This is a genomic window from Curtobacterium sp. VKM Ac-2852 (assembly GCF_013205045.1).
Classification (GTDB): domain Bacteria; phylum Actinomycetota; class Actinomycetes; order Actinomycetales; family Microbacteriaceae; genus Curtobacterium; species Curtobacterium flaccumfaciens.
Map to the genome: position 1 here is coordinate 1 of NZ_JABMLI010000001.1, position 22,701 is coordinate 22,701.

A 22,701-nucleotide genomic window follows, 5' to 3' on the forward strand; every position below is an offset into this window, starting at 1 on the left:
AGCTGCACGGCGGCTCCCTCAAGCCCCTCCAGCTCGAGGGCGACAACGCCATCCTCACCGGCACCACCGTCCACATCAGCGAGGACGCCGCCGGCCTGCTGAACAAGACCTTCGGCACCGACGCCGTCAAGCGCGGCCTGCTCGTCGGCACCGCCACCATCACCGCCCAGATCAAGTAACACCTGCCGCAACACCGCTCGACACGAAGAGTCGCTCCGCCGATCAGGGCGGAGCGGCTCTTCGTCGTTCGCGGTTCCGCACCGGTACTGCTTCTCCCAGTGGCCGAGCCTACGATCGAGCGAATGCCCGCTCCTCGCTCGACCCCCACCGACGACCGACCCGGGCCGGACGACTTCATCCGCGTCCGAGGCGCCCGCGAGAACAACCTGCGCGACGTCGACGTGGATATCCCCCGCGACCGGATCGTCGCGTTCACCGGCGTCTCCGGCTCCGGCAAGTCCTCGCTCGCCTTCGGCACCGTCTTCGCCGAGGCCCAGCGGCGGTTCCTCGAGTCCGTCGCCCCGTACGCGCGGCGGCTGATCGCGCAGGGGTCCACCCCGCACGTCGACTCGATCACCGGACTGCCGCCCGCCGTCGCCCTGCAGCAGCGCCGCGGCGCCCCGAGCTCCCGCTCCACCGTCGGCACCATGACCACGCTGTCGAACTCGATGCGCATGCTCTACTCGCGTGCCGGCACCTACCTGTCCGGCGCCGACCGGCTCGAGTCGGACTCCTTCTCGCCGAACACCGTCGCCGGCGCCTGCCCCCGGTGCCACGGCATCGGGACCGCGCACGAGGTCACCGAGGCATCGGCCGTGCACGATCCGTCGCTGAGCATCCGCGACGGCGCGATCACCGCCTGGCCCGGTGCGTGGCAGGGCAAGAACCTGCGCGACGTCACCGCCGTGCTCGGCTACGACATCGACCGCCCGTGGCGCGAGCTGTCGCGCGAGGACCGCGACTGGCTGCTCTTCACCGAGGAACAGCCCGTCGTGCAGGTGCAGCCGAAGCGCGACCGTGTGGCGAAGCCCTACAAGGGCCGGTTCTGGAGCGCCCGCCAGTTCGTGCTGCACACCCTCGCCGACTCGCAGAGCGAGACCCAGCGCAAGAAGGTGCTGCAGTTCGTCGAGTCCGGCCCGTGCGGGCTGTGCGGCGGCACCGGCCTGACCCGAGCCGCCCTCGCCGTCACGATCGGCGGCCACTCGATCGCCGAGCTGAACGCCCTGCCGTTAACCGGCCTGGCCGACGTCCTGCGCCCGATCGCGGCGATCACCGACGCGGCAGCGGCGACGTCGCGAGCATCGTCCGGCGAGCACACCGAGGTCGCCGTGGCGATCTCCCGCGACCTGCTCACCCGCGTCGAGGTCCTGGTCGGCCTGGGCCTCGGCTACCTCGCGCTCGACCGCGCCACCCCGACGCTCTCCCCCGGCGAGAGCCAGCGGCTGCGGATCGCGACGCAGCTGCGCTCCGGCCTGTTCGGTGTCGTCTACGTGCTCGACGAACCGAGCGCCGGGCTGCACCCCGCCGATGCCGAGTCCCTCGTCGACGTCCTCGACGACCTGCGCGCCGGCGGCAACAGCGTCTTCGTCGTCGAGCACGACATGAGCATCGTGCGCCGAGCCGACTGGATCGTCGACGTCGGCCCCCGCGCGGGCACCGGTGGCGGCACCGTCCTGTACAGCGGCCCGGTCGCCGGCCTGGCCGAGGTCGAGGCCTCGGTCACCCGGCGCTTCCTGGAACCCCGGCAGCCGACCGCCGACCGCGCCGTCCGGACCCCGATCGGCACGCTCGAACTCCGCGACCTCACCCTGCACAACCTGCGGGGGCTCGACGTCGACCTGCCGCTCGGTGTGCTCACCGCGGTCACCGGGGTCAGCGGCTCCGGCAAGTCGTCGCTCGTCGGCGGCGTGCTGCCCGGCGTCGCGACGTCGCACCCGATCATCGACCGCGTCGTGCAGGTCGACCAGAAGCCGATCGGCCGGACGCCCCGCTCGAACCTCGCCACCTACACCGGCCTGTTCGACGCGGTCCGGGCCGCCTTCGCCCAGACCGACGACGCGAAAGCCCGGGGCTGGACCGCCGGACGGTTCTCGTTCAACGTCGCCGGCGGCCGGTGCGAGGTCTGCCAGGGCGAGGGGTCGGTGTCCGTCGAACTCCTCTTCCTGCCGGGCAGCTGGGCCCCGTGCCCCGAGTGCCACGGCTCCCGCTACACCGCCGAGACGCTCGAGGTCCGGTGGAACGGGGCGTCCATCGCCGACGTCCTCGGCATGACCGTCGACGAAGCGGCGCCGTTCCTGGCGTCCCTGCCCGCAGCCGCACGCGGACTCGAGACCCTCCGCGAGGTCGGCCTCGGCTACCTGCGGCTCGGCCAGCCCGCTCCGGAGCTGTCCGGCGGCGAGGCGCAGCGCATCAAGCTCGCCACGGAACTCCAGCGCGCGCGGACCGGCCACACCCTGTACCTGCTCGACGAGCCCACCACCGGCCTGCACCCGGCCGACGTCGAGCTGCTCACCGCCCAGCTCGCCCGCCTGACCGAGGCGGGCAACACGGTCGTCGTGGTGGAGCACGCCATGGACGTCGTCGCGAGCGCCGACCACGTCATCGACATGGGGCCGTCCGGCGGTGTCGAGGGTGGCCAGGTCGTCGTCTCCGGCACGCCTGCCGAGGTCGCCGCGTCGACCACCAGCCGGACCGCGCCCTACCTGCGGGACCAGCTCGGTCGCTGACGCAGAAGTGCCCGCCAGGATCGCTCCTGGCGGGCACTTCGTGGCTGCCGCTGGTTACCGCTGGACCGCTTCCGGGGCGTCGTCGCGGAAGAAGTCGCTGCCACTGTGCGTGTAGCCGACCTCACCCGTCCGACGCCACTGCTTGCGGACGCGCTTGAAGGTGGTGATGCGTGCAGGTTCGACGTTCTCGTCGCTCGTGTAGGCGCTCATGGCTGATCTCCCTGTGTGATTGGCCGTGGTTCCTTGGCCCCCCCGAAATGGACGCTAGCGAGCGCCTCGGAGCCGAGTTCGCAATCCGTCCCGGAACGTCCGTGGAACGCAATTCCGGCCGCCTGATGGCCGCGGAACGCAGGCACGGACGCGACCAGGCGGGATGGACTGGAGGCCCGGATCACCGCCGGCAGACCTGCGGCGGCGAGTCACGCCTCCAGGCCGGTGCACCGGTGCGGACTCAGGAACGCAGGCCGAGCACCAGGTCGTGGACCACGCGCGCTGCGCGCGCCGCGGCGTCGTCCAGGTGCTCGCGGAACTCGGCGCCATCCGGCGCACAGAGGTCGCTGATGCACCGGACCGAGACGAACGGCATGTCGTGCACGTGGGCGAACTGCGCGATGGCGGCCGACTCCATGTCGACCGCGGCCACGTCGGGGAACGCGACCCGGAGTGCGCGGGCACGGCCCTCGGTCACGAAGACCTCGCTCGAGCCGATCGTCGCCGATCGCAGCGGCCACGCGATGTCGGCGCCCATCGCGAGCTCGACGAGCCGGGCATCCGGCGCGTAGCCGGTCGGCATGCCGGGGACCTGGCCCAGGGCGTAGCCGAACGCGGTGGCGTCGGCGTTGAGGTTGACGTACCGGTCGCCGACCACGACGTCACCGATGGCGACACCGTGCATGAGCCCGCCGGCGGTCCCGACGCTGATCACCGGGATGCCCGGGCCGAAGTCGTGGAAGCCGTGGGCGACCGCGGCCGTGGCGTTCGTGAAGCCGATGCCGCTGCGGCGCACGACGACCGTGGCGCCGCCGATGTCGAGCAGCTGGTGCGGGTCGTGGCCACCGACGGGGCCGTCGAGGACGGGGACGCCGCCGAAGAGGTCGGCGAAGGCCGAGACCTCTTCGCTCATGGCCGCGATGATGATCGCGACGGGTTGCTGCTGCACTGATCGATCCTCCCACGCCGGGCGCGCGCGGACGTGCAGGTCGGGTCGTCGCGGTCGCTACCGGCGGGGGTCCTGGCGGGGGTCCTGCCGGGCCAGCTCGTCGGCGACGAAGGCGGCGAGCGCGTCGGCGCCGAAGTGGTCGTCGGCGGTGATCGTGACGACGGTGCCGGTGTCGTTGCTCGCCTCGGTCTCGTCGAACAGCAGCATCTGCCCGTACGCACCGTGCAGGCGCCAGAGCCGGCCGGGACCACCCCACCCCGCCAGCGCGTACCGCTCGTACCCGGGGCCGGTGCCCTCGCGCTCCACCCAGTCGGTGTGTATCGCGTCGCACCACCGCGCGCTGACGATCCGCTGTCCGTCGACGACCCCGCGGTCGCGGATCAGGTGCCCGACGCGGGCGAGTTCCTCGGTGCGGAGCGACAGCCCCTCGCCGCCGGCGACGAACCCGTTCGGGCAACGCTGCCACTCGACGTCCCGGAGGCCGAGCGGCGCGAACAGCCGCTCCGCGACGAACGCGCCGACGTCACCGACCCGGGTCTCGAGCACGCGCATCGCGGTGTAGGTGCTGGCGTTCGCGTACTGGAACACCCGGCCGCGGGACGGGCGCCGCAGGAACTCGGCCGCCAGGTCCGGCCAGTCCGTCAGCTCGGTCGCCGACCAGGGCATGTCGATCCCGCTGGTCATGGTGAGCAGGTGGCGGAGGGTGACCCGGTCGACGCCGTCGCCGAGGACGAGGCCGGCCTCCGTCCCGAGGCCGGTGCCGGCCAGGTACGTCGCGATCGGTTCGTCGAGGTCGACCAGGCCGTCGTCGGCCGCGATGCCGGTGGCCAGTACGCAGACTCCCTTGGCGGCGGAGTGGACCTCGCGCCGGACGTCGGGGGTCCAGTGGTGCTCGGCAACGTCATCGGTGCCCGGAGCCGCAGTCCGCGTGCGCACGTGGATGCCGTGTGCGGCGAACCCGGTGGTGTCGATGTGCCGGACGACGGCGTCGAGGATGGTCGCGGCGGTGTGCACACCTCATCATCTCGTGGCCGGGCGGCTGCGGGGACGGGCAGGGGCCGCCGCGTACCGTCCGGCTCGTGTCCGACGAACAGCCCCGCCGCCCAGATCCCACCCGCGTCGGCGACCAGCCCGCACTCCGGACGGCGTCGGGCTCGAACTGGCTCGTGTGGGGAGCCGTCACGGCCGTCATCGTCGCCGCGGTGATGGTGCTCATGGCGATCCGAGCGCCGGCGATCGGCTGGCCGGCGCTGGTGCTCGTCGTCGCGTTGTTCGTGGCGATGGTCGTGGTGCGGACGGCCGTCCGGCCGCAACGTGCCCGACTCGTCACCCTGGCCGTGCTCGACCTCGCCATCGTGGTCGTCGGACTGGTCGCGACCCTGGCGGTCCTGTACTCGACGCCGGCGGGCTGATGCTGCGGTAGCTTGTTGATAACGCTTCTCACTAAGATGGCGGTCAGCGACCACACGACAGTGGCCGTTCCATCGACGCAGCCACAGCTGCTGGGAAGACCGACCCCATGCCAGCACCACACCCCACCGAGACCCTCGACGCCCTCGTGGTCGGAGCCGGACCGGCCGGCATCGGCACCGGCCTGGCACTCCACGCCGTCGACGGCCTGCTGTTCGGCGTCGTCGAACGCGGCGTCGTCGGGGACACGTTCCGGCGGTGGCCCGAGCACCAGCGGTTCCTGACGCCGTCCTTCACCGGGAACGGGTTCGGGGCCACCGACCTCAACGCGGTCCACCCGCGCACCTCACCCGCCTACAGCCTGGGGACCGACTACCCCTCGGGGCCGGAGTACGCCCGGTACCTGCGCGGCGTCGTCGCGGCCTTCCACCTGCCGACCCTGCTCGACACCGAGGTCGAGCACATCGAGCCGGACGACGACCGCTTCCGCGTGACCACGAGCCGCGGCCCCGTCGTCACCCGCAACGTGGTCTGGGCCGGCGGCGAGTTCTCCGACCCGATCCTGCCCCGTTGCGCCGGCACGTCGCTCGGGGTGCACGCGTCCGCCGAGGCAGCCTGGGTGGCGCAGTCCGGACACGTGGTGGTCGTGGGTGGCTTCGAGTCCGGCATCGACCTGGCGTGCCACCACGTCGAGCAGGGGGCGACGGTGACTGTCGTCGACCCGTCCCACCCCTGGGACGCCGGCAGCGGGTCCGACCCGTCGTTCCGCCTCGCCCCGCGGACCCGTCAACGGCTCGCGGCCGCGCGGGCCAGCGGACGCCTCACCCTGGTCGACGACGGCCAGGTCACCGGCATCAAGCGGTCCGGAGACGGGTTCACCGTCGGGGTCGCCGGACGGACCGCCCTGGGCGCGGACGCGCCACCGATCCTCGCCACCGGGTACGGCCCGGGGCTCGGACCGGCCGCGAGCCTGTTCGACACCCGCGCTGACGGCTGGCCGCTGCTCACCGAGGACGACGAGTCGACCACCACGCCCGGGCTGTTCCTGGCAGGCACGGCGCTCCGGCACGGTGGGCTGCAGTTCTGCTTCGTGTACAAGTTCCGGCAGCGGTTCGCCCACGTCGCCCGCGTCATCGGCGAACGGGCCGGGCGCGACTGCGGCGACCTGCAGGAGTGGGACGACGCCGGGATGCTCACCGACGACCTGAGCTGCTGCGGTGTCGAATGCGCGTGCTGATGCCGGCACAGCGGCCCGCCCACCCCGCCGGTGCACGGCTCTGGGCCACCCCCGCGATCGTCGGCGGCGCCATCCTGGTCGGGTCGGTGATCGGCGGGGCCTCCCCCGCGAGCGGCGACGCCATGGGCTCCGTGGTGGACCCGTTGGTGATCACCCTGGTCGTCGCCCTGTTCGTCGACGTCCCGCTGCGCCGCCTCCCACGGACGACGGGCGCGTGGAAGGTCATCGGCATCGCCTGGAGCATGAACTTCCTGCTCGCCCCGCTCGTCGCGTTCCTGCTCACCCGCGTGGCCCTGCCCGGGCACCCCGCCGTCCAACTCGGCGTGATGCTGTACTTCCTGGCACCCTGCACCGACTGGTTCCTGGCGTTCACCCGCCTGAGCGACGGGGACACCGCTGTCGGGGCGACCCTGCTGCCGATCAACATGGTCACCCAGCTGCTGCTGTTCCCGGTGTGGATCACGGTCCTGGGCGGCAACGCCGGCGTCGATGCCGTGGGGACCGTCGGCACCCTGCTGCAGTGGTTCGTCCTGCCCGCCGCGATCGCCGTGGTGATCCGCCTCGGGATCTCACTGCTGCCGGACGGCGCTCGAGCCCGCGCCGCCGCCCTGCCCGGCCGCGCGGTGCCCTGGATCGTGGGCGCGATGGTCGCCGGGCTCTTCGCCTCGCACATCGCGCTGCTGCTGGCGAACCTGCCGGTGTTCGTCGCCGTGCTGGGGTGCGCGGTGGTCTTCTTCGCCGTCATGTTCATCGCAGCCGAGTGGGCGTCACGCCTCGCCGCCCTGTCGTACCCGCGGTCGGCGCTGCTCGCGATGACGACGGCGGCCCGCAACGCGCCCCTGATGATCGGGCTGACGAGCGCCGCACTCCCCCACCAGCCGCTGGTCACCACGGCGATCGTCGTCGGCATGCTCGTCGAGTTCCCGCACCTGCTCGCGGTCCGCCACCTGCTGCTGCGTCGGCGACGTGGTCAGCACGCCGAGCGACGCCTGCGCGGCACCGCAGCGTGGGGGCACCCGTGACGCACCGGGTCCGACTCGTCGTCGTGCCCACCGAGCGGCGGGTGATCGAGACCGAGCACGACGACCGGCGGACGGCGCTCCTGCTCGCGCTCGGCCAGGTGCCGCTCGGGTACACGGTCACCGACGTCGACGTGCTGCCGGAACACGAGGACACAGATGGCTGCCCGGCGGAGCCGGACGCGGTCTGAACGGGGCGCTCCGACGGCGCTGGTGCGGCCCGAGACGGTCGCGACGCCGGACGGGAAGCCCGTGACAGCCCGCACCGCGCCTCCAGTCCGGTGCAGGTCGCGACCAGTGCACGTGGCCGGCTACGCGCTGTCGGTCACCGTCGGCTGCGCCTGCCGCAGCCCGGTGACCAGGAGGGTCACGATCGTCCGGACGTCGTAGTCGGGGTCCTGGGGACTCCACGCCACCAGGTCACCCACGGCCCGGAGCAGCTGGTACGGCGCGGTCGGTGCCGCCACCTCGCCGGACGCCCGCGCGGCGTCGAGCAGCCAGCCGAGCACGGGCACGAGCTCGTCGACGAACAGCGTGTGCAGCGCCGTGAAGCCGTCGGCGTCGCCCTCCCAGACACGCGCCAGGCCGTGCTTGGTGCCGAGGAAGTCGACGAACTGGTGCACCCAGCGCAGCAGGGCGGCAAACGGCGTCGGTTCAGAGTCGAGCAGCGCCGGCCCCGCGTCGACCAGGGCCTCGATCTGGTGCCGGTAGACGGCGACGACCAGGTCCGAACGGGTCGGGAAGTGCCGGTAGAGCGTGCCCACCCCGACACCGGCGGCGGTGGCGACCTCGCGCACCGGTGCGCCGACGCCCGAGGCCGTGAAGACCGCGGCAGCGGCGTCGAGGATCGTGCGCTCGTTGCGCTCGACGTCGCGACGGCGACGCGGCACGGGGTCGGTCGACGGGGTGCTCATGCGTCGATCATCGCACGACGCAGACGGAATGCGGAACAACGCTCCGCTTCCTCTTGCAATCCGGATCGTTGTTCCGTATCGTTCCGGAACGTCGCTCCGTTTCGGACGACGATCGCTCCGACCACGGGCGACACCGCATCCCGGAAAGGCCCACATGGCACCCACAGCACCTCGACCGCAGGTCATCAGCGTGCGCCCCGTCACGCTTCCCGCACCCTCGCGCGGTCAGGACCCCGAGGTCCGGATCACCGCACCGACGACCGGCACGGACCTGCCCGTCATCGTCTTCGCCCACGGCTTCGGCCAGTCCATGACCGGCGGCGACCCCCTGGTCGACCACTGGACCGCGAACGGCTTCGTCGTCGTCCAACCGACCTTCCTCGACGCGAAGGCCTACGGGCTGACGCTCGAGGACCCGCGCTACCCGACCCTCTGGCAGACGCGCGTCGACGACCTCGAACGGGTGCTCGACGACCTCGACCAGATCATCGACGCGGTCCCCGGCCTGAGCGGGCGCGTCGACACCGCACGCCTCGCCGCGGTCGGACACTCGTGGGGCGGACAGTCCGTGGGCATGCTGCTCGGGGCCCGCGTCCTGGACGCCGACGGGCGGCCGGGCGAGGACCGCACCGACCACCGCGTGCGCGCCGGGGTCCTGCTGTCCACCACCGGGATCGCGCGCGGCGACCTCGTGCCGTTCGCGCAGGAGCACTTCGCGTTCATGAGCCCCGACTTCAGCCAGCTGCACACCCCGTCACTCGTCGTCGCCGGCGACCACGACCAGTCCCAGCTCTCGACGCGAGGCCCGGACTGGTTCACCGACGTCTACCACCTGAGCCCCGGTGCGCGGCACCTGGTGACCGTCCACGGCGGCGAGCACCTGCTCGGCGGGATCCAGGACTACGAGTCGACCGCCACCACGGACGAGAGCCCCGAGCGTGTGGACCTCGTCCGCCACACCACGACGGCGTTCCTCCGGACCGAGCTCGGGCTCGACCCCGACGCGTGGTCGGCGATCGCCGACGCCGTCGGCCCTGACACCGCCGACGCGGCCGGCCATGCTGCCGCCGTCGCGGCCGGCCCTGCTGCCGCGGTCGGCCACATCGAATCGAAGGAGCACCAGTCGTGATCACCGACCAGCACCCCCTGCCCAGCGGCTTCACCGCCGCGTCCACCGCCGCCGACGTCCTGCACGGCGTCGACCTGACCGGCCGGAACGTCGTCGTGACCGGCGGACACAGCCGCCTCGGCCGTGAGACCAGCCGCGCCCTCGCGGAGGCCGGCGCCGACGTCACCGTCGCCTCACGTGACGTCGACCGGGCATCCGCAGCCGTCGCCGACATCCCGGGCATCCACGTCGAGGCCCTCGACCTCACCGACCCGTCGTCGGTCGATGCCTTCGCCGCGCGCTGGTCGGCCTCCGGCCGCCCGCTGCACATGCTCGTGAACAGTGCCGCGATGCTCTTCACCCCGGACCGCCGGCTCGACGGCCGCGGCAACGAACTGGCGTTCTCGACGACGCACCTCGGGCACTTCCAGCTCACGCGGGCGCTCCTCCCCGCCCTCCTGGAGGCCCGTGGTGCGCGGGTCCTGACCGTCACCTCCGGCGCGGCGCGGTTCGGGCAGATCCGGTGGGACGACCTGACGTTCGCGCACGGGTACGACCCGGTCACCGCGTACGGGCAGTCGAAGCGCGCCAACGTCCTGTTCACGGTGGAGCTCGACCGGCGGTACGCCGACCAGGGCATCCGAGCCTTCGCCGCGCACCCGGGCGTCATCATCGGACCCGGCCCGCACGACCCGGCGGTACTCGCGTCGTACCGCGAGCAGGGACTGGTCGACGACCACGGGGTGACCGTCATCGACCCCGAGGTCGGCAAGAAGACCGTCGAGCAGGGCGCAGCGACGCTCGTGTTCGGTGCCGCGAGCCCGCTGCTCGACGGCGTCGGCGGGGTCTACCTGAAGGACAGCGACGTCGCCGTGATCGACGACCGGGTCCTTCCCCTCACCGCGGACCGGATCCCGTCGGACGCGAACTCGGCGATGCTCGACGCCGACGATGCCCGGCGGCTGTGGGAGGTCAGCGAGGGACTCGTGGCCTGATCACCGTCGGCCGGGGGCCTCGTCTGCCCACTGTTCTCGTCGTCCTCGCTACTGTGTGACGGTGCTGACCGTGCGGATCGAGAGCCCCCGGCAGGACGACGTCCTGCATCTGCTGCAGCAGGGTGACGACTACGGACTGAGCCTCTACGCGGCCGAGAACTACCACGCCCTCGACGTCGACGACCTGGACCAGCCCGACGTCACGTTCCTGGTGGCGCGCGAGGACGGCACCGCCCTCGGCACGGTGGCGCTCGTCGACGCTGGCGACGGTACCGGCGAGGTCAAGCGCATGTTCGTGAGCGATGCCGCGCGCGGGCTCGGAGTGGGGACGCGGCTGCTCGATGCCCTGCACGACCGGGCCCGCGCGGTCGGCATCGGGACCGTCCGGCTCGAGACCGGCCTGCCGCAGGCCGCGGCGATCGCGCTGTACCGGAAGGCCGGGTACGCGGACATCCCCCGGTTCGGCCCGTACGTCGACGACCCGACGAGCGTGTGCATGGAGCGGCAGCTCGTCTGATCGGTGCTCGGTCCCGACGTAGGATCGCGTGTGAGCTCCGAGCACCCCGAACCCAGCGGCATCGACCCCGACGACCTGACCGTCGCGCTCCGGGTGCTCGAGCAGCTGCCGTCGATCGACGAGACGCACCCGGACTTCATCCGGGTCCGCCAGGCCACCGCGAAGATGTTCAAGGCCGTCAAGCGCGCGCACCGTCTCGAGAAGCGCGGCGTCATCGCCGAGGCCGACCGCCGAGTGATCGCCGCCACCGCCACCGGGGCCGCCGACCGGATCGACGACGAGACCCGCGGCGTCCTGATCAGCGCCTCGACCGCGTCGACCACCGCGGGCACGCTGCTGAAATCACGGCCCTGCTACATGTGCAAGCAGCACTACACGGTCGTCGACGCGTTCTACCACCAGCTCTGCCCGGCGTGCGCACGCATGAGCCACGCGAAGCGCGACGCCCGGACGGACCTGACCGGCAAGCGGGCGCTGCTCACCGGCGGTCGCGCGAAGATCGGCATGTACATCGCCCTCCGGCTGCTGCGCGACGGGGCCCACACCACCATCACCACGCGGTTCCCCCGCGACGCGGTGCGCCGGTTCGCGAGCCTGCCCGACTCCGCCGACTGGATGGACCGCCTGAAGGTCGTCGGCATCGACCTGCGCGACCCCGCCCAGGTGATCGGGCTCGCCGAGGACGTCGCAGCGTCCGGCCCCCTCGACATCCTGATCAACAACGCCACGCAGACCGTGCGCCGGTCGACCGGGGCCTACCAGCCGCTGGTCGACGCGGAACTCGCGCCGCTGCCCGACGGACCACTGCCCGAACTCGTGACGTTCGGACACACGAACGACCAGCACCCGCTGGCGCTCGCCCGCTCGGTGGCCGCGCACCCGATCCTCGCGGCCGCCGCAGCCCGAGCCGACGAGCTGACCGAACAGGCGATGGCGCCGGGATCGAGCTCGCTCGAACGGCTCGCCCTGGGCACCGCGATCGACGCCGGTGGCCTGGTCCCCGACCTGCACGACGAGAACTCGTGGACCCAGCAGGTGGACGAGGTCGACCCGCTCGAGATGCTCGAGGTCCAGCTGGCCAACACCACGGCGCCGTTCATCCTCATCTCGAAGCTCCGCCCCGCCATGGCCGCGAGCAAGGGACGCCGCACCTACGTGGTGAACGTCAGCGCCATGGAAGGGGTGTTCGGCCGCGCGTACAAGGGGCCAGGGCACCCGCACACGAACATGGCGAAGGCCGCCGTGAACATGCTCACCCGCACGAGCGCGCAGGAGATGTTCGAGACCGACAACATCCTGATGACGAGCGTCGACACCGGCTGGATCACGGACGAGCGGCCGCACCCCACGAAGGTCCGGCTCGCCGAAGAGGGCTTCCACGCGCCGCTCGACCTGGTCGACGGGGCTGCCCGCGTCTACGACCCGATCGTCCGGGGCGAAGCCGGCGAGGACGTGTTCGGCGTCTTCCTGAAGGACTACGCGCCGAGTTCGTGGTGACGAGCGGCTGACCGTTGGATGCGTCACCATCCGCACAGGATCGACATCGGATCAATCCGTTCAGTCAACGTCAGCGGAGCCAACCCCGGAGTTCTGAAATGCTGGAAGTCTTCTTCCTCTCGTCCATGGACAGCAAGCGGTTCTCGTCCGTCTTCCGGTGCAGGGTGGAACGACCGATCGAGCTGCCGAACGGTCACCATGCGCTGATGGTGAGCTGCGATCCGCCGTTGAACGGTCAGGAACTCGGCCACCCGCTCGGCGTCGGAGAGTTGTTGCTCTGGAGTCGGTTCGAGGACGAAGACCTCTGGACGTTCCCGGCCTTCCCGCACTTCGTGCAGATCAGCCTGTTTGACGCCGACCTGCATGTCCATGCCATGCCCGCGAGCATCGCATGGGGCGAGATCTACAAGACCGAAGCAGACGCGCACGCCCATGAGATGAGCGCTCGCCCGCGCTCCTCGGCGGAGTGATCGAGTTACTCGGCAAGCTCCATCAGTCGCGCGAACCTCGCGGCGAGGCAGCAGGCGGCGATCCGTATCGAGGTCACGACCGTACAGCTGGACATACCCACGGCGGCCTGACCGTGCCCGCTCCGAACTGAACAGCCCCCAGTCGGTCAGTGCTGAAGGCACCACAGGAAGTCTGAGCACGTCGGCGGCGCATCGGAACGAATCGACCGAACCGATTCCGTCGATCGGCCAATCGGTCCCCGCTCCGCCTCCAGGATTCGAACCCGGACCTAACGGCACCAAAGGCCGTCGTGCTGCCATTACACCAAGGCGGAACGCACCCGGAGGTGCTCCTCCATCCTCCCACGACCGACGAGGCTGGCTGTCCGCTCCGGGTTCGGCCAAGATGGAGGGATGCCGCATGAGGACGAGGTCGATCGCATCGTCGCGGCGTGGGGTCGTGAGCGCGCCGACCTCGACTTCGGCCCGCTCGAGGTGCTGTCCCGCGTGGACCGGCTCGCCCGGCACCTAGATCGCGCCCGGCGGACGGCCTTCGACGCGAGCGACATGGAACCGTGGGAGTTCGACGTCCTGTCGGCCCTGCGGCGGGCGGGTGAGCCCTACGAGCTGAGCCCGAAGACCCTGCTGCAGCAGACCCTGGTGTCGAGCGGCACGATGACGAACCGGGTGGACCGCCTGGCGGCCCGCGGCTTCGTGGGACGACGGACCGACCCGAAGGACGGCCGCGGCATCCTCGTCTCGCTGACGGGCAAGGGCCGGGTGGCGGTGGACGCGGCGATCGCGGACCTGCTGGCCGCCGAGCGGGACATCCTGTCCGGGGTCTCCGCCGACGAGCAGGGCCAGTTGGCCGGGCTGCTCCGCCGACTCATCCTGGGCCTCGGGGACTGACCGACAGCGTGACACGGGCCGAGCGGCCCCGGCGTAGCGTGCGCCGCATGCACGCCATCACCCTCGCCGTCGCCGACGTCGCTCGATCGGCCGAGTTCTACCGCGCCCTGCTCGGCATCGAGGGCAGCGGCGTCATCGGCACCGAGTACCCGGCCACCGAGACGCAGGCCGGCGGCACCACGGCGATGTTCACCCTCGACGACGGGCTGATCATCAGCGTCTACGGCCGTGACGACATGGCGAAGGACTCCGGCGTGCAGCTGGCCACGGCGCCGAGCAGCACGATCGGGCACTTCACGGGCAGTCAGGCCGAGGCGGAGGCGTTCCTCGAGCGGGCGCAGGCAGCGGGTGCCACGATGCTCGAACCGCCCTACACACGCCCGTGGGGCATGTGGTCCGGCTTCTTCCAGGACCCGGACGGGCACCTGTGGGAGGTCGTGGCGAACCCCGGTGGTGGGGCCCCCGAGGACGCCACGCCGGCGGACAGCAGCCAGGACGCGGTCGACCCCGCGTCCGTCGAGTAGACCGGCTCAGACCCCGAGCAGCTCCGCGACCTCGAGCCAGCGCTCCTCGAGCTGCTCGACCTCGGCCTCGAGCGCACCGAGCTTCGCCTGCAGTTCGCCGAGTCCGGCGTAGTCGGACTGGTCGTGCGTCGCGAACTGGTCGAGCAGCTTCTTGCGGTCCGCGCCGACCTTCGCGATCTTCCGGTCGAGCGCCGACATCTCCTTCTCGGCCGTCCGCCGGTCCGCTCCCGACAGGGCCGACGCACCAGCGGCCTTGGACCCGGCCACGGCACCGGCCGATCCGGTCCCGCCGACGGTGTCGGGCCTCCCGGCAGACGCGGCGGCAGCCGCAGAGGCGGTCCCGCCACCGGTTCCGGCCTCGCGCAGACGCATGTACTCGTCGACGCCGCCGGGCAGGTGGCGCAGGTGCCCGCCGAGCACGGCGTACTGCTGGTCGGTGACGCGCTCGAGCAGGTACCGGTCGTGGCTGACGACCAGCAGGGTGCCGGGCCAGGTGTCGAGCAGGTCCTCCATGGCGGCGAGCATGTCGGTGTCGAGGTCGTTGGTGGGCTCGTCGAGGATGAGCACGTTCGGCTCGTCGAGCAGGATGAGCATGAGCTGCAGGCGCCGCTTCTGCCCACCGGACAGGTCCTTGACCGGCGTGGAGAGTTGCTCCGAGGTGAAGCCGAGCCGCTCGAGCAGCTGCGACGGCGTCATCTCCTTGCCGTCGGCGACGTAGCTCGTCTTCTTGCGGGCCACCACCTCGCGCACGCGGTCGTCGGCGAACTGCTGCAGGTCGGCAAGCTGCTGGTCGAGCACCGCGACCTGGACGGTCTTGCCGGTCTTCACCCGCCCGCTGGTCGGCTGCAGCCGACCCGAGACCAGGTTGAGCAGCGTGGACTTGCCGGCGCCGTTCGGGCCGAGGATGCCGGTCCGCTCCCCCGGTGCGATGCGCCACTCGATGCGGTCGAGGATCTGCGTGCCGTCGAACGAGACGCTCACGTCGAGCAGGTCGACGACGTCCTTGCCGAGGCGCGCGGTCGCCGTCCGGGACAGCGCGACGGTGTCGCGGATCGGCGGGACGTCGTCGATCAGGGCGTTCGCCGCGTCGATGCGGAACTTCGGCTTGCTCGTGCGGGCCGGGGCGCCGCGGCGGAGCCACGCGAGCTCCTTGCGGGCCAGGTTCTGGCGGCGCTGCTCGATCGTGGCGGCCTGCCGGTCACGCTCGACGCGCTGCAGGATGTACGCGGCGTAGCCACCTTCGAAGGGGTCGACGACGCCGTCGTGGACCTCCCACGTGTCGGTCGACACCGCGTCGAGGAACCACCGGTCGTGCGTCACGACGACCATGCCGCCCTGGTTCGACGACCAGCGGCGGTTGATGTGCCCGGCGAGCCACTCGATGCCCTCGACGTCCAGGTGGTTGGTCGGCTCGTCCAGGAACAGGACGTCCCAGTCGCCGACCAGCAGCCGCGCGAGTGCCACACGGCGACGCTGCCCACCGGACAACTCGTCGACGCTGACATCCCACGGGATGTCCGAGACCAGACCGCCGATGATGTCGCGGATCTTCGGGTCACCGGCCCACTCGTGCTCCTCGAGGTCGCCGACGACGGTGCTGCCGACGGTCGCGCCCTCGGGCAGGATGTCGCGCTGGTCCAGGTAGCCGATGGTCAGCCCGCGCCGGTGCGTGACGCGGCCGCCGTCCGGCTCGAGGCGCTGGGACAGCAGTGCGAGGAGGGTCGACTTGCCGTCGCCGTTCCGGCCGACGACGCCGATCCGGTCACCCTCGTCGATGCCGAGGGTGACGTTGTCGAAGACGACCTTGGTGGGGAACTCGAGATGCAGGTTCTCGGCGCCGAGGAGATGTGCCACCCGTCAAGGGTAGGTGGCACGGCGGGGTGGTGGGTGCGGGGCGGGTGGTTCGGGTGTTCGGCCAGCTCTGGTCGCACGGTGCGCGCTTGTTCGAGTGGTGCGAGGTTGCCCGCTCGGTGTGAGCCTGTTGCGGCACACGGAGCGCGCAGCCTCGCACCAGCCGACAGACCGCGCACGGTGCGACGGCGAGGTGGTGCTCCGCTCGTCGGTGCGTCGGCCTGGAGGCCCGGATCAGCTCGCGGGGGCCGCGTCACCTTCGCCCGCGGCCTCCTTGGCACGCTTCAGGCGGGCCTGCGCCTCCCAGTACTCGATCTCGCGCTCGAGCTCGGCGAGCTCCTGCTCGGTACCGGTGACACGCTTGGCGCCGTGCGCACTGCGGGCGTCGCCGAGGGTGGCGTACCGGTCCTCGTGGCGGGTGGGCTCGATGTAACGACCGTGGTTCCGTTCGCCCGGAGCCCAGTCGTGGCCGATGGCGAACCAGACGATGCTGCCGACGACGGGGACCAGGATCACGAGGATCACCCACGCGATCTTCGGCAGGCCGCGGATCTGGTCATCCGTCTTCGTCAGGATGTCGATCAGGGCGAAGACCAGCAGGATGACGGTGATCCCGGGCAGCAAGACGCTCATGTTCGCGATTCTATGGATCCGCTTGGAGTCTCACCATGCCCCGAACGAGCGTCCCGGTTGCGAAGGTGCACAGGGTGGGCGTCGAGGTACCGGCGGGCGAGCACCGCGGACCGTGCCGTCCATGCGAACTGCCCCGCGGCGGCGATGCCGCCCGCCAGGTAGACGGGCCAGAGTGTGACGCCGGAGGACGTGACCGCCGCCCACACGACGACGAGCCCCGCGGTCAGCTGGAGCCCGGCGCCGTCGGCGAGTTCGACGGCTCGAGCCCGCACGATCGCCAGCCGGTCGGCGGGGGCAGCGCGCCGCCCGGTCGCAGCCGCGGTCACCGCGCGCTGCTCGCGTTGCTGCAACGGCGCGAGCACCAGCACAGGACGAGCACCCACGCCGTTCCGTCTCCGGCGGATACCGACCTGGACGGCCTCACTGATACCAGCCACGAAGCCCACTGCCGCGACCACGGCCGAGAGTGCGAAGCGCGCATCGGAGCCGGCGGGCAGGACGCTCGCCCCGACGCCGAGCACCACCAACACCAGCACGATCGCCATGACGAACCAACGGACCTGGAGGACAGGACCGGGGGACTGCGCCGAGACGGCGCGAGCGCGTTCCTCGGACTCGGCCCACCTGAGGTCCACTCCCGTCGGTTCGGCGTTCGTCGGTTGCGCCTCCGTCACAGCGCCGCGACCCACTCGTCCGTCCCGTCGGTGAAGCGCTGGTGCTTCCAGATCGGCACGCGCTCCTTCACCAGGTCGACCAGCGCACCGCACGCGGCGAACGCCTGCGCCCGGTGCGACGACGACACCGCTGCGGCGAGCGCGACGTCCCCGATGCCGAGCGCCCCGACGCGGTGCAGCACGGCGATCCGGACGTCGTGGTGGTCCTCGGCGATGGTCCGGGCGACCTCGGTGATGACGTCGCCGGCGCTGGGGTGCCGCTCGTAGTCGAGCGCCGTGACGCCCTTGCCACCGTCGTGGTCTCGGACGATGCCGGCGAAGGTGACCACGGCGCCGTCCTGCTCGGTGGCCACCACGGCTGCGACCTCGTCGACGCTGACGTCGCGGTCGACGACGTCGGCCAGCACGACCCGTGCGGCGGCCTCGGTGCTGCTCACGAGGCGCTCCGCGGGGGGTGGCCCTCGCCGTGCACCTGGGCGACGACGTGGTCGAGCACACCGTCGAGCACGGCGAGCCCGTCGGACACCCCGCCGCGCGACCCGGGCAGGGTGACGAGCAGGCAACCGGCGTTCGTGACCCCGGCGACGCCGCGGGTGAGCAGCGCGGTGGGGCCGGCACCCGCGAGCCCGCGTCGACGGATCTCCTCGGTGATGCCGGGCAGTTCGAGGTCGATCAGCCCCGCCACCGCCTCGGGGGTCCGGTCGGTCGGGGTGACCCCGGTGCCGCCGGTGGTGATCACGACACGTGCGTTGGCCAGGAGTTCGGCGGTGACGGTCTCGGTGATCGCGCCGCCGTCGGGGACGATGATCGGGTCGCTCGTCGTGAACCCGCGGTCGCGCAGCCAGTCGACGATGACGGGTCCGGTGCGGTCGAGTGCGGGGTCGGCGGCGGCCTGCGTGGACACCACGACGACGGCGGCGGCCCGGCCCCTGGTCGGCTCGGCGGTCATCGGTTGCTCCAGTCCCCGGAGCGCCCGCCGTGCTTCTCGAGCACGCGCACGTCCGTGATCACGGCCGCTCGGTCGACGGCCTTCACCATGTCGTACACCGTCAGGGCGGCGACGCTCGCCCCGGTCAGGGCTTCCATCTCGACGCCGGTGCGCGAGGTCGTGCGGACCGACACCTCGATCAGCACGCGGTCGTCGGTACCGGTGATGTCGACCTGCACGCCGGCGATCGGCAGCGGGTGACACAGCGGGATCAGGTCGGAGGTCTTCTTCACCGCCATGATCGCGGCGATCCGGGCGGTGCCGACGACCTCGCCCTTGGGCAGCGAGCCGTCGAGGATGCGTGCGACGACGTCGGGACGGGTGACGACGGTGGCGGTGGCGGTGGCCGACCGGTCGGTGACGTCCTTCGCGGAGACGTCGACCATGTGCGCGCTGCCGTCGGCACGGACGTGCGACAGCTGGTCGGAGGCGGACGGGTCGGTCATCGGAGGCTCCAGACGGTCAGGGGGTCGCCGACCTCGACGGTGTCGACCCCCACGGGGACGTGTACCAGGTGGGTGGCGGCGGCGTAGTGCACGAGCAGGTGCGAACTCGGCCCACCGACGAAGTGCACGGCCCCGTCCTGCACCCGGCCGCGACGGACCTGGTGCTTGCCGACGGGTGAGCCGGCAGCGGACGCCGCCGGCAGGACCTGCGTGGGGCGGTCCGGCGTGAGTCCGACGGCGGCGGCGAGCAGGGGGCGCAGGAACACCTCGAACGAGACGAGCGCCGAGACCGGGTTGCCGGGGAAGGACACGACCGGTACGGCGCGACCGTCTCCGAACACGACGCTGCCGAACGCCTGCGGCCCACCGGGTTGCATCGCGACCGGCGTCACCGCGAGCCCGCGTGGTTCGAGCGCCTGTCGGACGACCTCGTACGCCCCGGCGCTGATGCCCCCGGTGGTCAGCACGAGGTCGGCCCAGTCCCCCACGGCTGCATCGAGCGCCCGGTCGAAGGCAACGACGTCGTCGGGCACCCGGACGGCCCGCGAGTCCGCACCGACCTGGGCAAGGGCGGCCCGGAGCGCGATGCCGTTGGCGTCGCCGATGGTCGCCGCGTCCGTGTCGGCGCCCTGCAGCTCCGAGCCGGTCGAGACGACGAGGACCCGCAGCGGTCGGCGCACCGACACGGTCGTCACCCCCGCAGCAGCCAGGGCCCCGAGCAGCGCCGGCGTGACCGCGGAACCGGCCGGAGCGAGCTCGGCACCGGCGGGCAGGTCGCTGCCGGTGACTCGCACGAACGTGCCGGCGGTCAGGTCAGCGGGCACGGTCACCCGGGGCAGCTCGAGCGCCGCCGGGAACGCGCCGGGCTCGGTCGCCTCGACCGGGAACACCGCGTCGGCACCGGTCGGGATCCGTGCACCGGTCATGATCGGCGCGGCCGTGCCGGGCTCGAGCGGTTCGGGCACCACGCCGGCGGGGATCGGTTCGACGACCCGGACCTGCTGCCCGGCCTCGGCGACCCGCACCGCGAACCCGTCCATCTGGCTGTTGTCGAACGGCGGCAGCGGAACGGGCGACAGGACGGCGGCCGCGAGCACGCGGTGTGCGAACCCGGCCCCGAACCCGGCACCAGCGAGCTCGTCGATGGGCAGTTCTTCTGCTCCGAGGCCCGCCACCACCGGCGCGAGCAACGCCGCCAAGTCGTCGCGGTGCTGACCGATCGTTCGCACAGGTGCCTCCGAACAGGGGTTGGTGGCGCCGTTCCCGGTTCGCCCGGTGGCGCCGTCAGTAGCGTATCCAGCGCGCAGCCCGCGCCGACGACCAACCGGAGGACCTGTGGAGAACGACGAAGCCGTGACGATCGGTGTCATCGGAGGCTCCGGCCTCTACCAGCTGTTCGAGGAGGGCACCGCCGACGAGCTCGACGTCCCGACCCCGTTCGGCCCGACGTCGAGCCCGATCAGCATCGGCACGATGGCCGGACGACGGGTCGCGTTCCTGACCCGCCACGGCCGTGAGCACTCCGTCGCCCCGCACCGCATCAACCACCGTGCGAACGTCTGGGCGCTCCGTTCGCTCGGCGTCCGCGCGATCGTGTCCTCGAGTGCCGTGGGCGGCCTGCACCCCGACTACGCCCCGGGCACCTTCGTCGTGACGGACCAGCTCATCGACCGCACCTGGGGCCGCGCCGACACGTTCTTCGAGGACGACGTGCAGCACCTGTCCTTCGCCGACCCGTTCGACCCGACGCTCCGCCGCGCGGCGATCGACGCCGTCGCCGGGCTCGACGTGCCGTTCCGTCCGACCGGCACCTGCGTCGTCATCCAGGGTCCCCGGTTCTCCACCCGCGCCGAGTCCGTCTGGCTCCGCCAGGCCGGCGGCCACACCATCAACATGACGATGACACCCGAGGTCCCACTGGCCGCCGAACTCGGCATCGCTACGGTGAACCTGTCGTTCGTCACCGACGCCGACGCAGGACTGGCCCCGACCGAGGACGAGGCCGCAGCTGCCGCCGCATCCGCAGTCGCCGCCAGCGGTCCCGACGTCGACGACGCCGGTGCCGTCGTCACCCACGCCCTCGTCATGGAACGCCTCGCCCGCGCCAACGAGGTCATCGTCCGCGCCATCGGCCAGATCGTCGCCGCCATCCCCGCCGACTTCACCCCGCGCGAACTCGTCCCGACCAGCGCGAGCGCCAGCATCATGCAGGCCCAGCCCACGGGCGCCACCGCATGACCCGCCTCCTCGTCACCGGCGGCGCCGGCTTCATCGGCTCCGCGATCGTCCGCCGCGCCCTGGCCGACGGCCACGAGGTCCGCGTCCTCGACTCCCTGCGCGACGACGTGCACGGTGACCCCGCCGAGGTCGTCCGCGCCCACCAGCAGCAGGGCATCGCGTTCGTGCACGGCGACGTCCGCGACCGGGTCGCCCTCGACGCTGCCCTCGACGGCATCGACGTCGTGTGCCACCAGGCCGCCAAGGTCGGCCTCGGCGTGGACTTCCAGGACGCCCCCGACTACGTCTCGTCGAACGACGCCGGCACCGCCCACGTCCTCGCCGGCATGGACCGGCACGACATCGGCCGGCTCGTCGTCGCCAGCTCGATGGTCGTCTACGGCGAGGGCGCGTACACCACCGCCTCCGGCGAGCCGACCCGTCCGCCGGCCCGCCGCCGCGAGGACCTCGACGCCGGCCGCTTCGACCCCATCGGCCCCGACGGTCAGCCCCTGCTGCCCGGCCTGATCGACGAGTCCGCCGCGCTCGACCCCCGCAACGTGTACGCGCAGACGAAGGTCGCGCAGGAGCACCTCGCCTCCAGTTGGGCCCGTGCCACGGGCGGCCGCGCGATCGCGCTCCGGTACCACAACGTCTACGGACCGGGCATGCCGGCGAACACCCCCTACGCCGGTGTCGCGTCCCTGTTCCGCTCGGCCCTGGCCCGCGGCGAGGCACCCCGGGTCTTCGAGGACGGCGCCCAGCGACGCGACTTCGTGCACGTCGACGACGTCGCCGGCGCGAACGCCGCCTCCATCGCGGCGACCGCCGAACTTCCGTCGGACACGTTCCGCGCGTACAACGTCGGCTCCGGCACCGTGCACACCATCGGCGACATGGCCGCCGCGATCGCCGGACCCGACGGCCCGCAGCCGGTCGTCACGGGCGAGTACCGTCTGGGCGACGTCCGCCACGTCACCGCGAGTTCGGCACGCATCGCAGCCGAGCTCGGCTGGCACGCCGAGGTCGACTTCGAGGCCGGCATGCGCGACTTCGCGACGGCACCGCTCCGCAGCGCCGTCCGCTAGCCGGAACGCGTGAGCGGGCCGGTGGGCGCGAGCGACGCCTGAGAGCACGGCCAGCCACCGGACGGGAGGCCCGTGACGGCCCCGCCCCGTGCCTCCCGTCCGCAGCACCCGCCCCCACGGCCGCGCAGGACGCCGTCGTGTCGGCACCACGCCCCCGGGTGCGCGAGACGCCGCCATATTCGGCGGCGTCTCGACGACACGACGGCGTCTTGCGACACCCACTCGCGAACCCACCCGCGCACCCTGTCCCCCGTTCTGGGGACCGGACGCGCGCCGAGCGCGCTGAACGACCAGGACCCGGCAGTTTCCTGTACCCCGCAGCGCGTCGTCGTGTTGTGTC

The 22,701-nt window shown here is 72.1% G+C and carries 25 protein-coding genes and 1 tRNA gene; 14 read left to right on the forward strand and 12 right to left on the reverse strand.

What is annotated here, in order from left to right:
• Positions 1 to 302: 302 nt before the first annotated feature.
• A complete protein-coding gene (locus HQQ79_RS00010) occupies positions 303 to 2,726 on the forward strand; it encodes an excinuclease ABC subunit UvrA (protein WP_173032074.1) in 2,424 nt (807 codons plus the stop codon).
• A 54-nt stretch (positions 2,727 to 2,780) separates the two neighbouring features.
• Here the strand turns inward: HQQ79_RS00010 and HQQ79_RS00015 are convergent, their stop codons facing one another.
• The 3 genes from HQQ79_RS00015 to HQQ79_RS00025 all read right to left on the reverse strand — a co-directional run bounded on the left by HQQ79_RS00015 (position 2,781) and on the right by HQQ79_RS00025 (position 4,899).
• Positions 2,781 to 2,936, reverse strand: a complete 156-nt coding sequence (locus HQQ79_RS00015) for a hypothetical protein (RefSeq protein WP_155896774.1) — start codon at positions 2,934 to 2,936, stop codon at positions 2,781 to 2,783.
• Positions 2,937 to 3,177: 241 nt separating this feature from the next.
• Positions 3,178 to 3,885, reverse strand: coding sequence for a 5'-methylthioadenosine/S-adenosylhomocysteine nucleosidase (gene mtnN, locus HQQ79_RS00020; protein ID WP_083404427.1), 708 nt, complete (start codon positions 3,883 to 3,885; stop codon positions 3,178 to 3,180).
• A gap of 57 nt (positions 3,886 to 3,942) precedes the next feature.
• The gene (locus tag HQQ79_RS00025) at positions 3,943 to 4,899 is read right to left on the reverse strand and encodes a serine hydrolase domain-containing protein (RefSeq protein WP_173032075.1); all 957 of its coding nucleotides are present in this window, start codon (positions 4,897 to 4,899) and stop codon (positions 3,943 to 3,945) included.
• A 65-nt stretch (positions 4,900 to 4,964) separates the two neighbouring features.
• Here HQQ79_RS00025 and HQQ79_RS00030 point away from each other — a divergent pair, with 65 nt between their 5' ends.
• The 4 genes from HQQ79_RS00030 to HQQ79_RS00045 all read left to right on the forward strand — a co-directional run bounded on the left by HQQ79_RS00030 (position 4,965) and on the right by HQQ79_RS00045 (position 7,742).
• A complete protein-coding gene (locus HQQ79_RS00030) occupies positions 4,965 to 5,297 on the forward strand; it encodes a hypothetical protein (protein ID WP_173032076.1) in 333 nt (110 codons plus the stop codon).
• A gap of 107 nt (positions 5,298 to 5,404) precedes the next feature.
• Entirely contained in the window at positions 5,405 to 6,532 is a 1,128-nt protein-coding gene (locus HQQ79_RS00035) for an NAD(P)/FAD-dependent oxidoreductase (protein WP_173032077.1), read from the forward strand.
• Positions 6,532 to 7,554 (forward strand): arsenic resistance protein, encoded by a 1,023-nt coding sequence (locus tag HQQ79_RS00040; protein WP_173032078.1) that lies wholly within the window; start codon positions 6,532 to 6,534, stop codon positions 7,552 to 7,554. The genes HQQ79_RS00035 and HQQ79_RS00040 overlap by 1 nt, the downstream gene beginning before the upstream one ends.
• Positions 7,551 to 7,742: a hypothetical protein gene (locus HQQ79_RS00045; RefSeq protein WP_173032079.1), complete on the forward strand. Its 192-nt coding sequence runs from the start codon at positions 7,551 to 7,553 to the stop codon at positions 7,740 to 7,742. Before HQQ79_RS00040 ends, HQQ79_RS00045 begins: the two co-directional genes overlap by 4 nt.
• A 120-nt stretch (positions 7,743 to 7,862) precedes the next feature.
• Here the strand turns inward: HQQ79_RS00045 and HQQ79_RS00050 are convergent, their stop codons facing one another.
• Positions 7,863 to 8,465: a TetR/AcrR family transcriptional regulator gene (locus HQQ79_RS00050; RefSeq protein ID WP_173032080.1), complete on the reverse strand. Its 603-nt coding sequence runs from the start codon at positions 8,463 to 8,465 to the stop codon at positions 7,863 to 7,865.
• Between the two features lie 154 nt (positions 8,466 to 8,619).
• Here HQQ79_RS00050 and HQQ79_RS00055 point away from each other — a divergent pair, with 154 nt between their 5' ends.
• The 5 genes from HQQ79_RS00055 (at position 8,620) to HQQ79_RS00075 (ending at position 13,052) form a co-directional block, all read left to right on the forward strand.
• Positions 8,620 to 9,594: a chlorophyllase gene (locus tag HQQ79_RS00055; protein WP_173032081.1), complete on the forward strand. Its 975-nt coding sequence runs from the start codon at positions 8,620 to 8,622 to the stop codon at positions 9,592 to 9,594.
• Complete coding sequence (locus HQQ79_RS00060; RefSeq protein ID WP_173032082.1) at positions 9,591 to 10,568, forward strand: SDR family NAD(P)-dependent oxidoreductase; 978 nt, start codon at positions 9,591 to 9,593, stop codon at positions 10,566 to 10,568. Before HQQ79_RS00055 ends, HQQ79_RS00060 begins: the two co-directional genes overlap by 4 nt.
• A 61-nt stretch (positions 10,569 to 10,629) precedes the next feature.
• On the forward strand, positions 10,630 to 11,085 hold the full coding sequence (locus HQQ79_RS00065; RefSeq protein WP_240048629.1) for a GNAT family N-acetyltransferase: 456 nt from the start codon (positions 10,630 to 10,632) through the stop codon (positions 11,083 to 11,085).
• A 30-nt stretch (positions 11,086 to 11,115) separates the two neighbouring features.
• On the forward strand, positions 11,116 to 12,582 hold the full coding sequence (locus tag HQQ79_RS00070) for an SDR family oxidoreductase (RefSeq protein ID WP_173032083.1): 1,467 nt from the start codon (positions 11,116 to 11,118) through the stop codon (positions 12,580 to 12,582).
• Between the two features lie 98 nt (positions 12,583 to 12,680).
• Positions 12,681 to 13,052, forward strand: a complete 372-nt coding sequence (locus HQQ79_RS00075) for a hypothetical protein (RefSeq protein WP_173032084.1) — start codon at positions 12,681 to 12,683, stop codon at positions 13,050 to 13,052.
• Positions 13,053 to 13,294: 242 nt separating this feature from the next.
• On the opposite strand, the gene HQQ79_RS00080 is transcribed toward HQQ79_RS00075, so the two are convergent.
• Positions 13,295 to 13,366: transfer RNA gene (locus tag HQQ79_RS00080), tRNA-Gln, on the reverse strand.
• 79 nt (positions 13,367 to 13,445) lie between these two features.
• Between HQQ79_RS00080 and HQQ79_RS00085 the strand changes: the two genes are divergently transcribed.
• Together HQQ79_RS00085 and HQQ79_RS00090 are read left to right on the forward strand one after the other, a co-directional pair.
• Entirely contained in the window at positions 13,446 to 13,940 is a 495-nt protein-coding gene (locus HQQ79_RS00085) for a MarR family winged helix-turn-helix transcriptional regulator (protein WP_027465090.1), read from the forward strand.
• 47 nt (positions 13,941 to 13,987) lie between these two features.
• Complete coding sequence (locus tag HQQ79_RS00090) at positions 13,988 to 14,464, forward strand: VOC family protein (RefSeq protein WP_173032085.1); 477 nt, start codon at positions 13,988 to 13,990, stop codon at positions 14,462 to 14,464.
• 6 nt (positions 14,465 to 14,470) lie between these two features.
• On the opposite strand, the gene HQQ79_RS00095 is transcribed toward HQQ79_RS00090, so the two are convergent.
• The 7 genes from HQQ79_RS00095 to glp all read right to left on the reverse strand — a co-directional run bounded on the left by HQQ79_RS00095 (position 14,471) and on the right by glp (position 20,285).
• Entirely contained in the window at positions 14,471 to 16,318 is a 1,848-nt protein-coding gene (locus HQQ79_RS00095; RefSeq protein ID WP_071248222.1) for an ABC-F family ATP-binding cassette domain-containing protein, read from the reverse strand.
• A 231-nt stretch (positions 16,319 to 16,549) separates the two neighbouring features.
• On the reverse strand, positions 16,550 to 16,948 hold the full coding sequence (locus HQQ79_RS00100; protein WP_051596635.1) for a PLDc N-terminal domain-containing protein: 399 nt from the start codon (positions 16,946 to 16,948) through the stop codon (positions 16,550 to 16,552).
• Positions 16,945 to 17,493, reverse strand: coding sequence for a hypothetical protein (locus HQQ79_RS00105; RefSeq protein ID WP_173032086.1), 549 nt, complete (start codon positions 17,491 to 17,493; stop codon positions 16,945 to 16,947). Before HQQ79_RS00105 ends, HQQ79_RS00100 begins: the two co-directional genes overlap by 4 nt.
• Positions 17,494 to 17,618: 125 nt before the next feature.
• Positions 17,619 to 18,059: a molybdenum cofactor biosynthesis protein MoaE gene (locus HQQ79_RS00110; RefSeq protein WP_173032087.1), complete on the reverse strand. Its 441-nt coding sequence runs from the start codon at positions 18,057 to 18,059 to the stop codon at positions 17,619 to 17,621.
• Entirely contained in the window at positions 18,056 to 18,571 is a 516-nt protein-coding gene (locus HQQ79_RS00115) for a molybdenum cofactor biosynthesis protein B (protein ID WP_173032088.1), read from the reverse strand. Before HQQ79_RS00115 ends, HQQ79_RS00110 begins: the two co-directional genes overlap by 4 nt.
• A complete protein-coding gene (moaC, locus tag HQQ79_RS00120) occupies positions 18,568 to 19,056 on the reverse strand; it encodes a cyclic pyranopterin monophosphate synthase MoaC (RefSeq protein ID WP_111056875.1) in 489 nt (162 codons plus the stop codon). Before moaC ends, HQQ79_RS00115 begins: the two co-directional genes overlap by 4 nt.
• Positions 19,053 to 20,285, reverse strand: a complete 1,233-nt coding sequence (gene glp, locus HQQ79_RS00125) for a gephyrin-like molybdotransferase Glp (protein WP_367948016.1) — start codon at positions 20,283 to 20,285, stop codon at positions 19,053 to 19,055. Before glp ends, moaC begins: the two co-directional genes overlap by 4 nt.
• 106 nt (positions 20,286 to 20,391) lie before the next feature.
• Between glp and HQQ79_RS00130 the strand changes: the two genes are divergently transcribed.
• Together HQQ79_RS00130 and HQQ79_RS00135 are read left to right on the forward strand one after the other, a co-directional pair.
• A complete protein-coding gene (locus HQQ79_RS00130) occupies positions 20,392 to 21,294 on the forward strand; it encodes an MTAP family purine nucleoside phosphorylase (RefSeq protein ID WP_173032090.1) in 903 nt (300 codons plus the stop codon).
• The gene (locus HQQ79_RS00135) at positions 21,291 to 22,361 is read left to right on the forward strand and encodes an NAD(P)-dependent oxidoreductase (RefSeq protein ID WP_173032091.1); all 1,071 of its coding nucleotides are present in this window, start codon (positions 21,291 to 21,293) and stop codon (positions 22,359 to 22,361) included. The genes HQQ79_RS00130 and HQQ79_RS00135 overlap by 4 nt, the downstream gene beginning before the upstream one ends.
• The last annotated feature ends 340 nt before the right edge of the window (positions 22,362 to 22,701 follow it).

Coding starts and splice junctions, on each gene's coding strand:
- HQQ79_RS00010 (WP_173032074.1), top strand. CDS start 303: ATGCCCGCTCCTCGCTCGACCCCCACCGACGACCGACCCGGGCCGGAC.
- HQQ79_RS00015 (WP_155896774.1), bottom strand. CDS start 2,936: ATGAGCGCCTACACGAGCGACGAGAACGTCGAACCTGCACGCATCACC.
- HQQ79_RS00035 (WP_173032077.1), top strand. CDS start 5,405: ATGCCAGCACCACACCCCACCGAGACCCTCGACGCCCTCGTGGTCGGA.
- HQQ79_RS00040 (WP_173032078.1), top strand. CDS start 6,532: ATGCCGGCACAGCGGCCCGCCCACCCCGCCGGTGCACGGCTCTGGGCC.
- HQQ79_RS00050 (WP_173032080.1), bottom strand. CDS start 8,465: ATGAGCACCCCGTCGACCGACCCCGTGCCGCGTCGCCGTCGCGACGTC.
- HQQ79_RS00055 (WP_173032081.1), top strand. CDS start 8,620: ATGGCACCCACAGCACCTCGACCGCAGGTCATCAGCGTGCGCCCCGTC.
- HQQ79_RS00075 (WP_173032084.1), top strand. CDS start 12,681: ATGCTGGAAGTCTTCTTCCTCTCGTCCATGGACAGCAAGCGGTTCTCG.
- HQQ79_RS00085 (WP_027465090.1), top strand. CDS start 13,446: ATGCCGCATGAGGACGAGGTCGATCGCATCGTCGCGGCGTGGGGTCGT.
- HQQ79_RS00090 (WP_173032085.1), top strand. CDS start 13,988: ATGCACGCCATCACCCTCGCCGTCGCCGACGTCGCTCGATCGGCCGAG.
- HQQ79_RS00100 (WP_051596635.1), bottom strand. CDS start 16,948: ATGAGCGTCTTGCTGCCCGGGATCACCGTCATCCTGCTGGTCTTCGCC.
- HQQ79_RS00105 (WP_173032086.1), bottom strand. CDS start 17,493: ATGGCGATCGTGCTGGTGTTGGTGGTGCTCGGCGTCGGGGCGAGCGTC.
- HQQ79_RS00115 (WP_173032088.1), bottom strand. CDS start 18,571: ATGACCGCCGAGCCGACCAGGGGCCGGGCCGCCGCCGTCGTCGTGGTG.
- moaC (WP_111056875.1), bottom strand. CDS start 19,056: ATGACCGACCCGTCCGCCTCCGACCAGCTGTCGCACGTCCGTGCCGAC.
- HQQ79_RS00135 (WP_173032091.1), top strand. CDS start 21,291: ATGACCCGCCTCCTCGTCACCGGCGGCGCCGGCTTCATCGGCTCCGCG.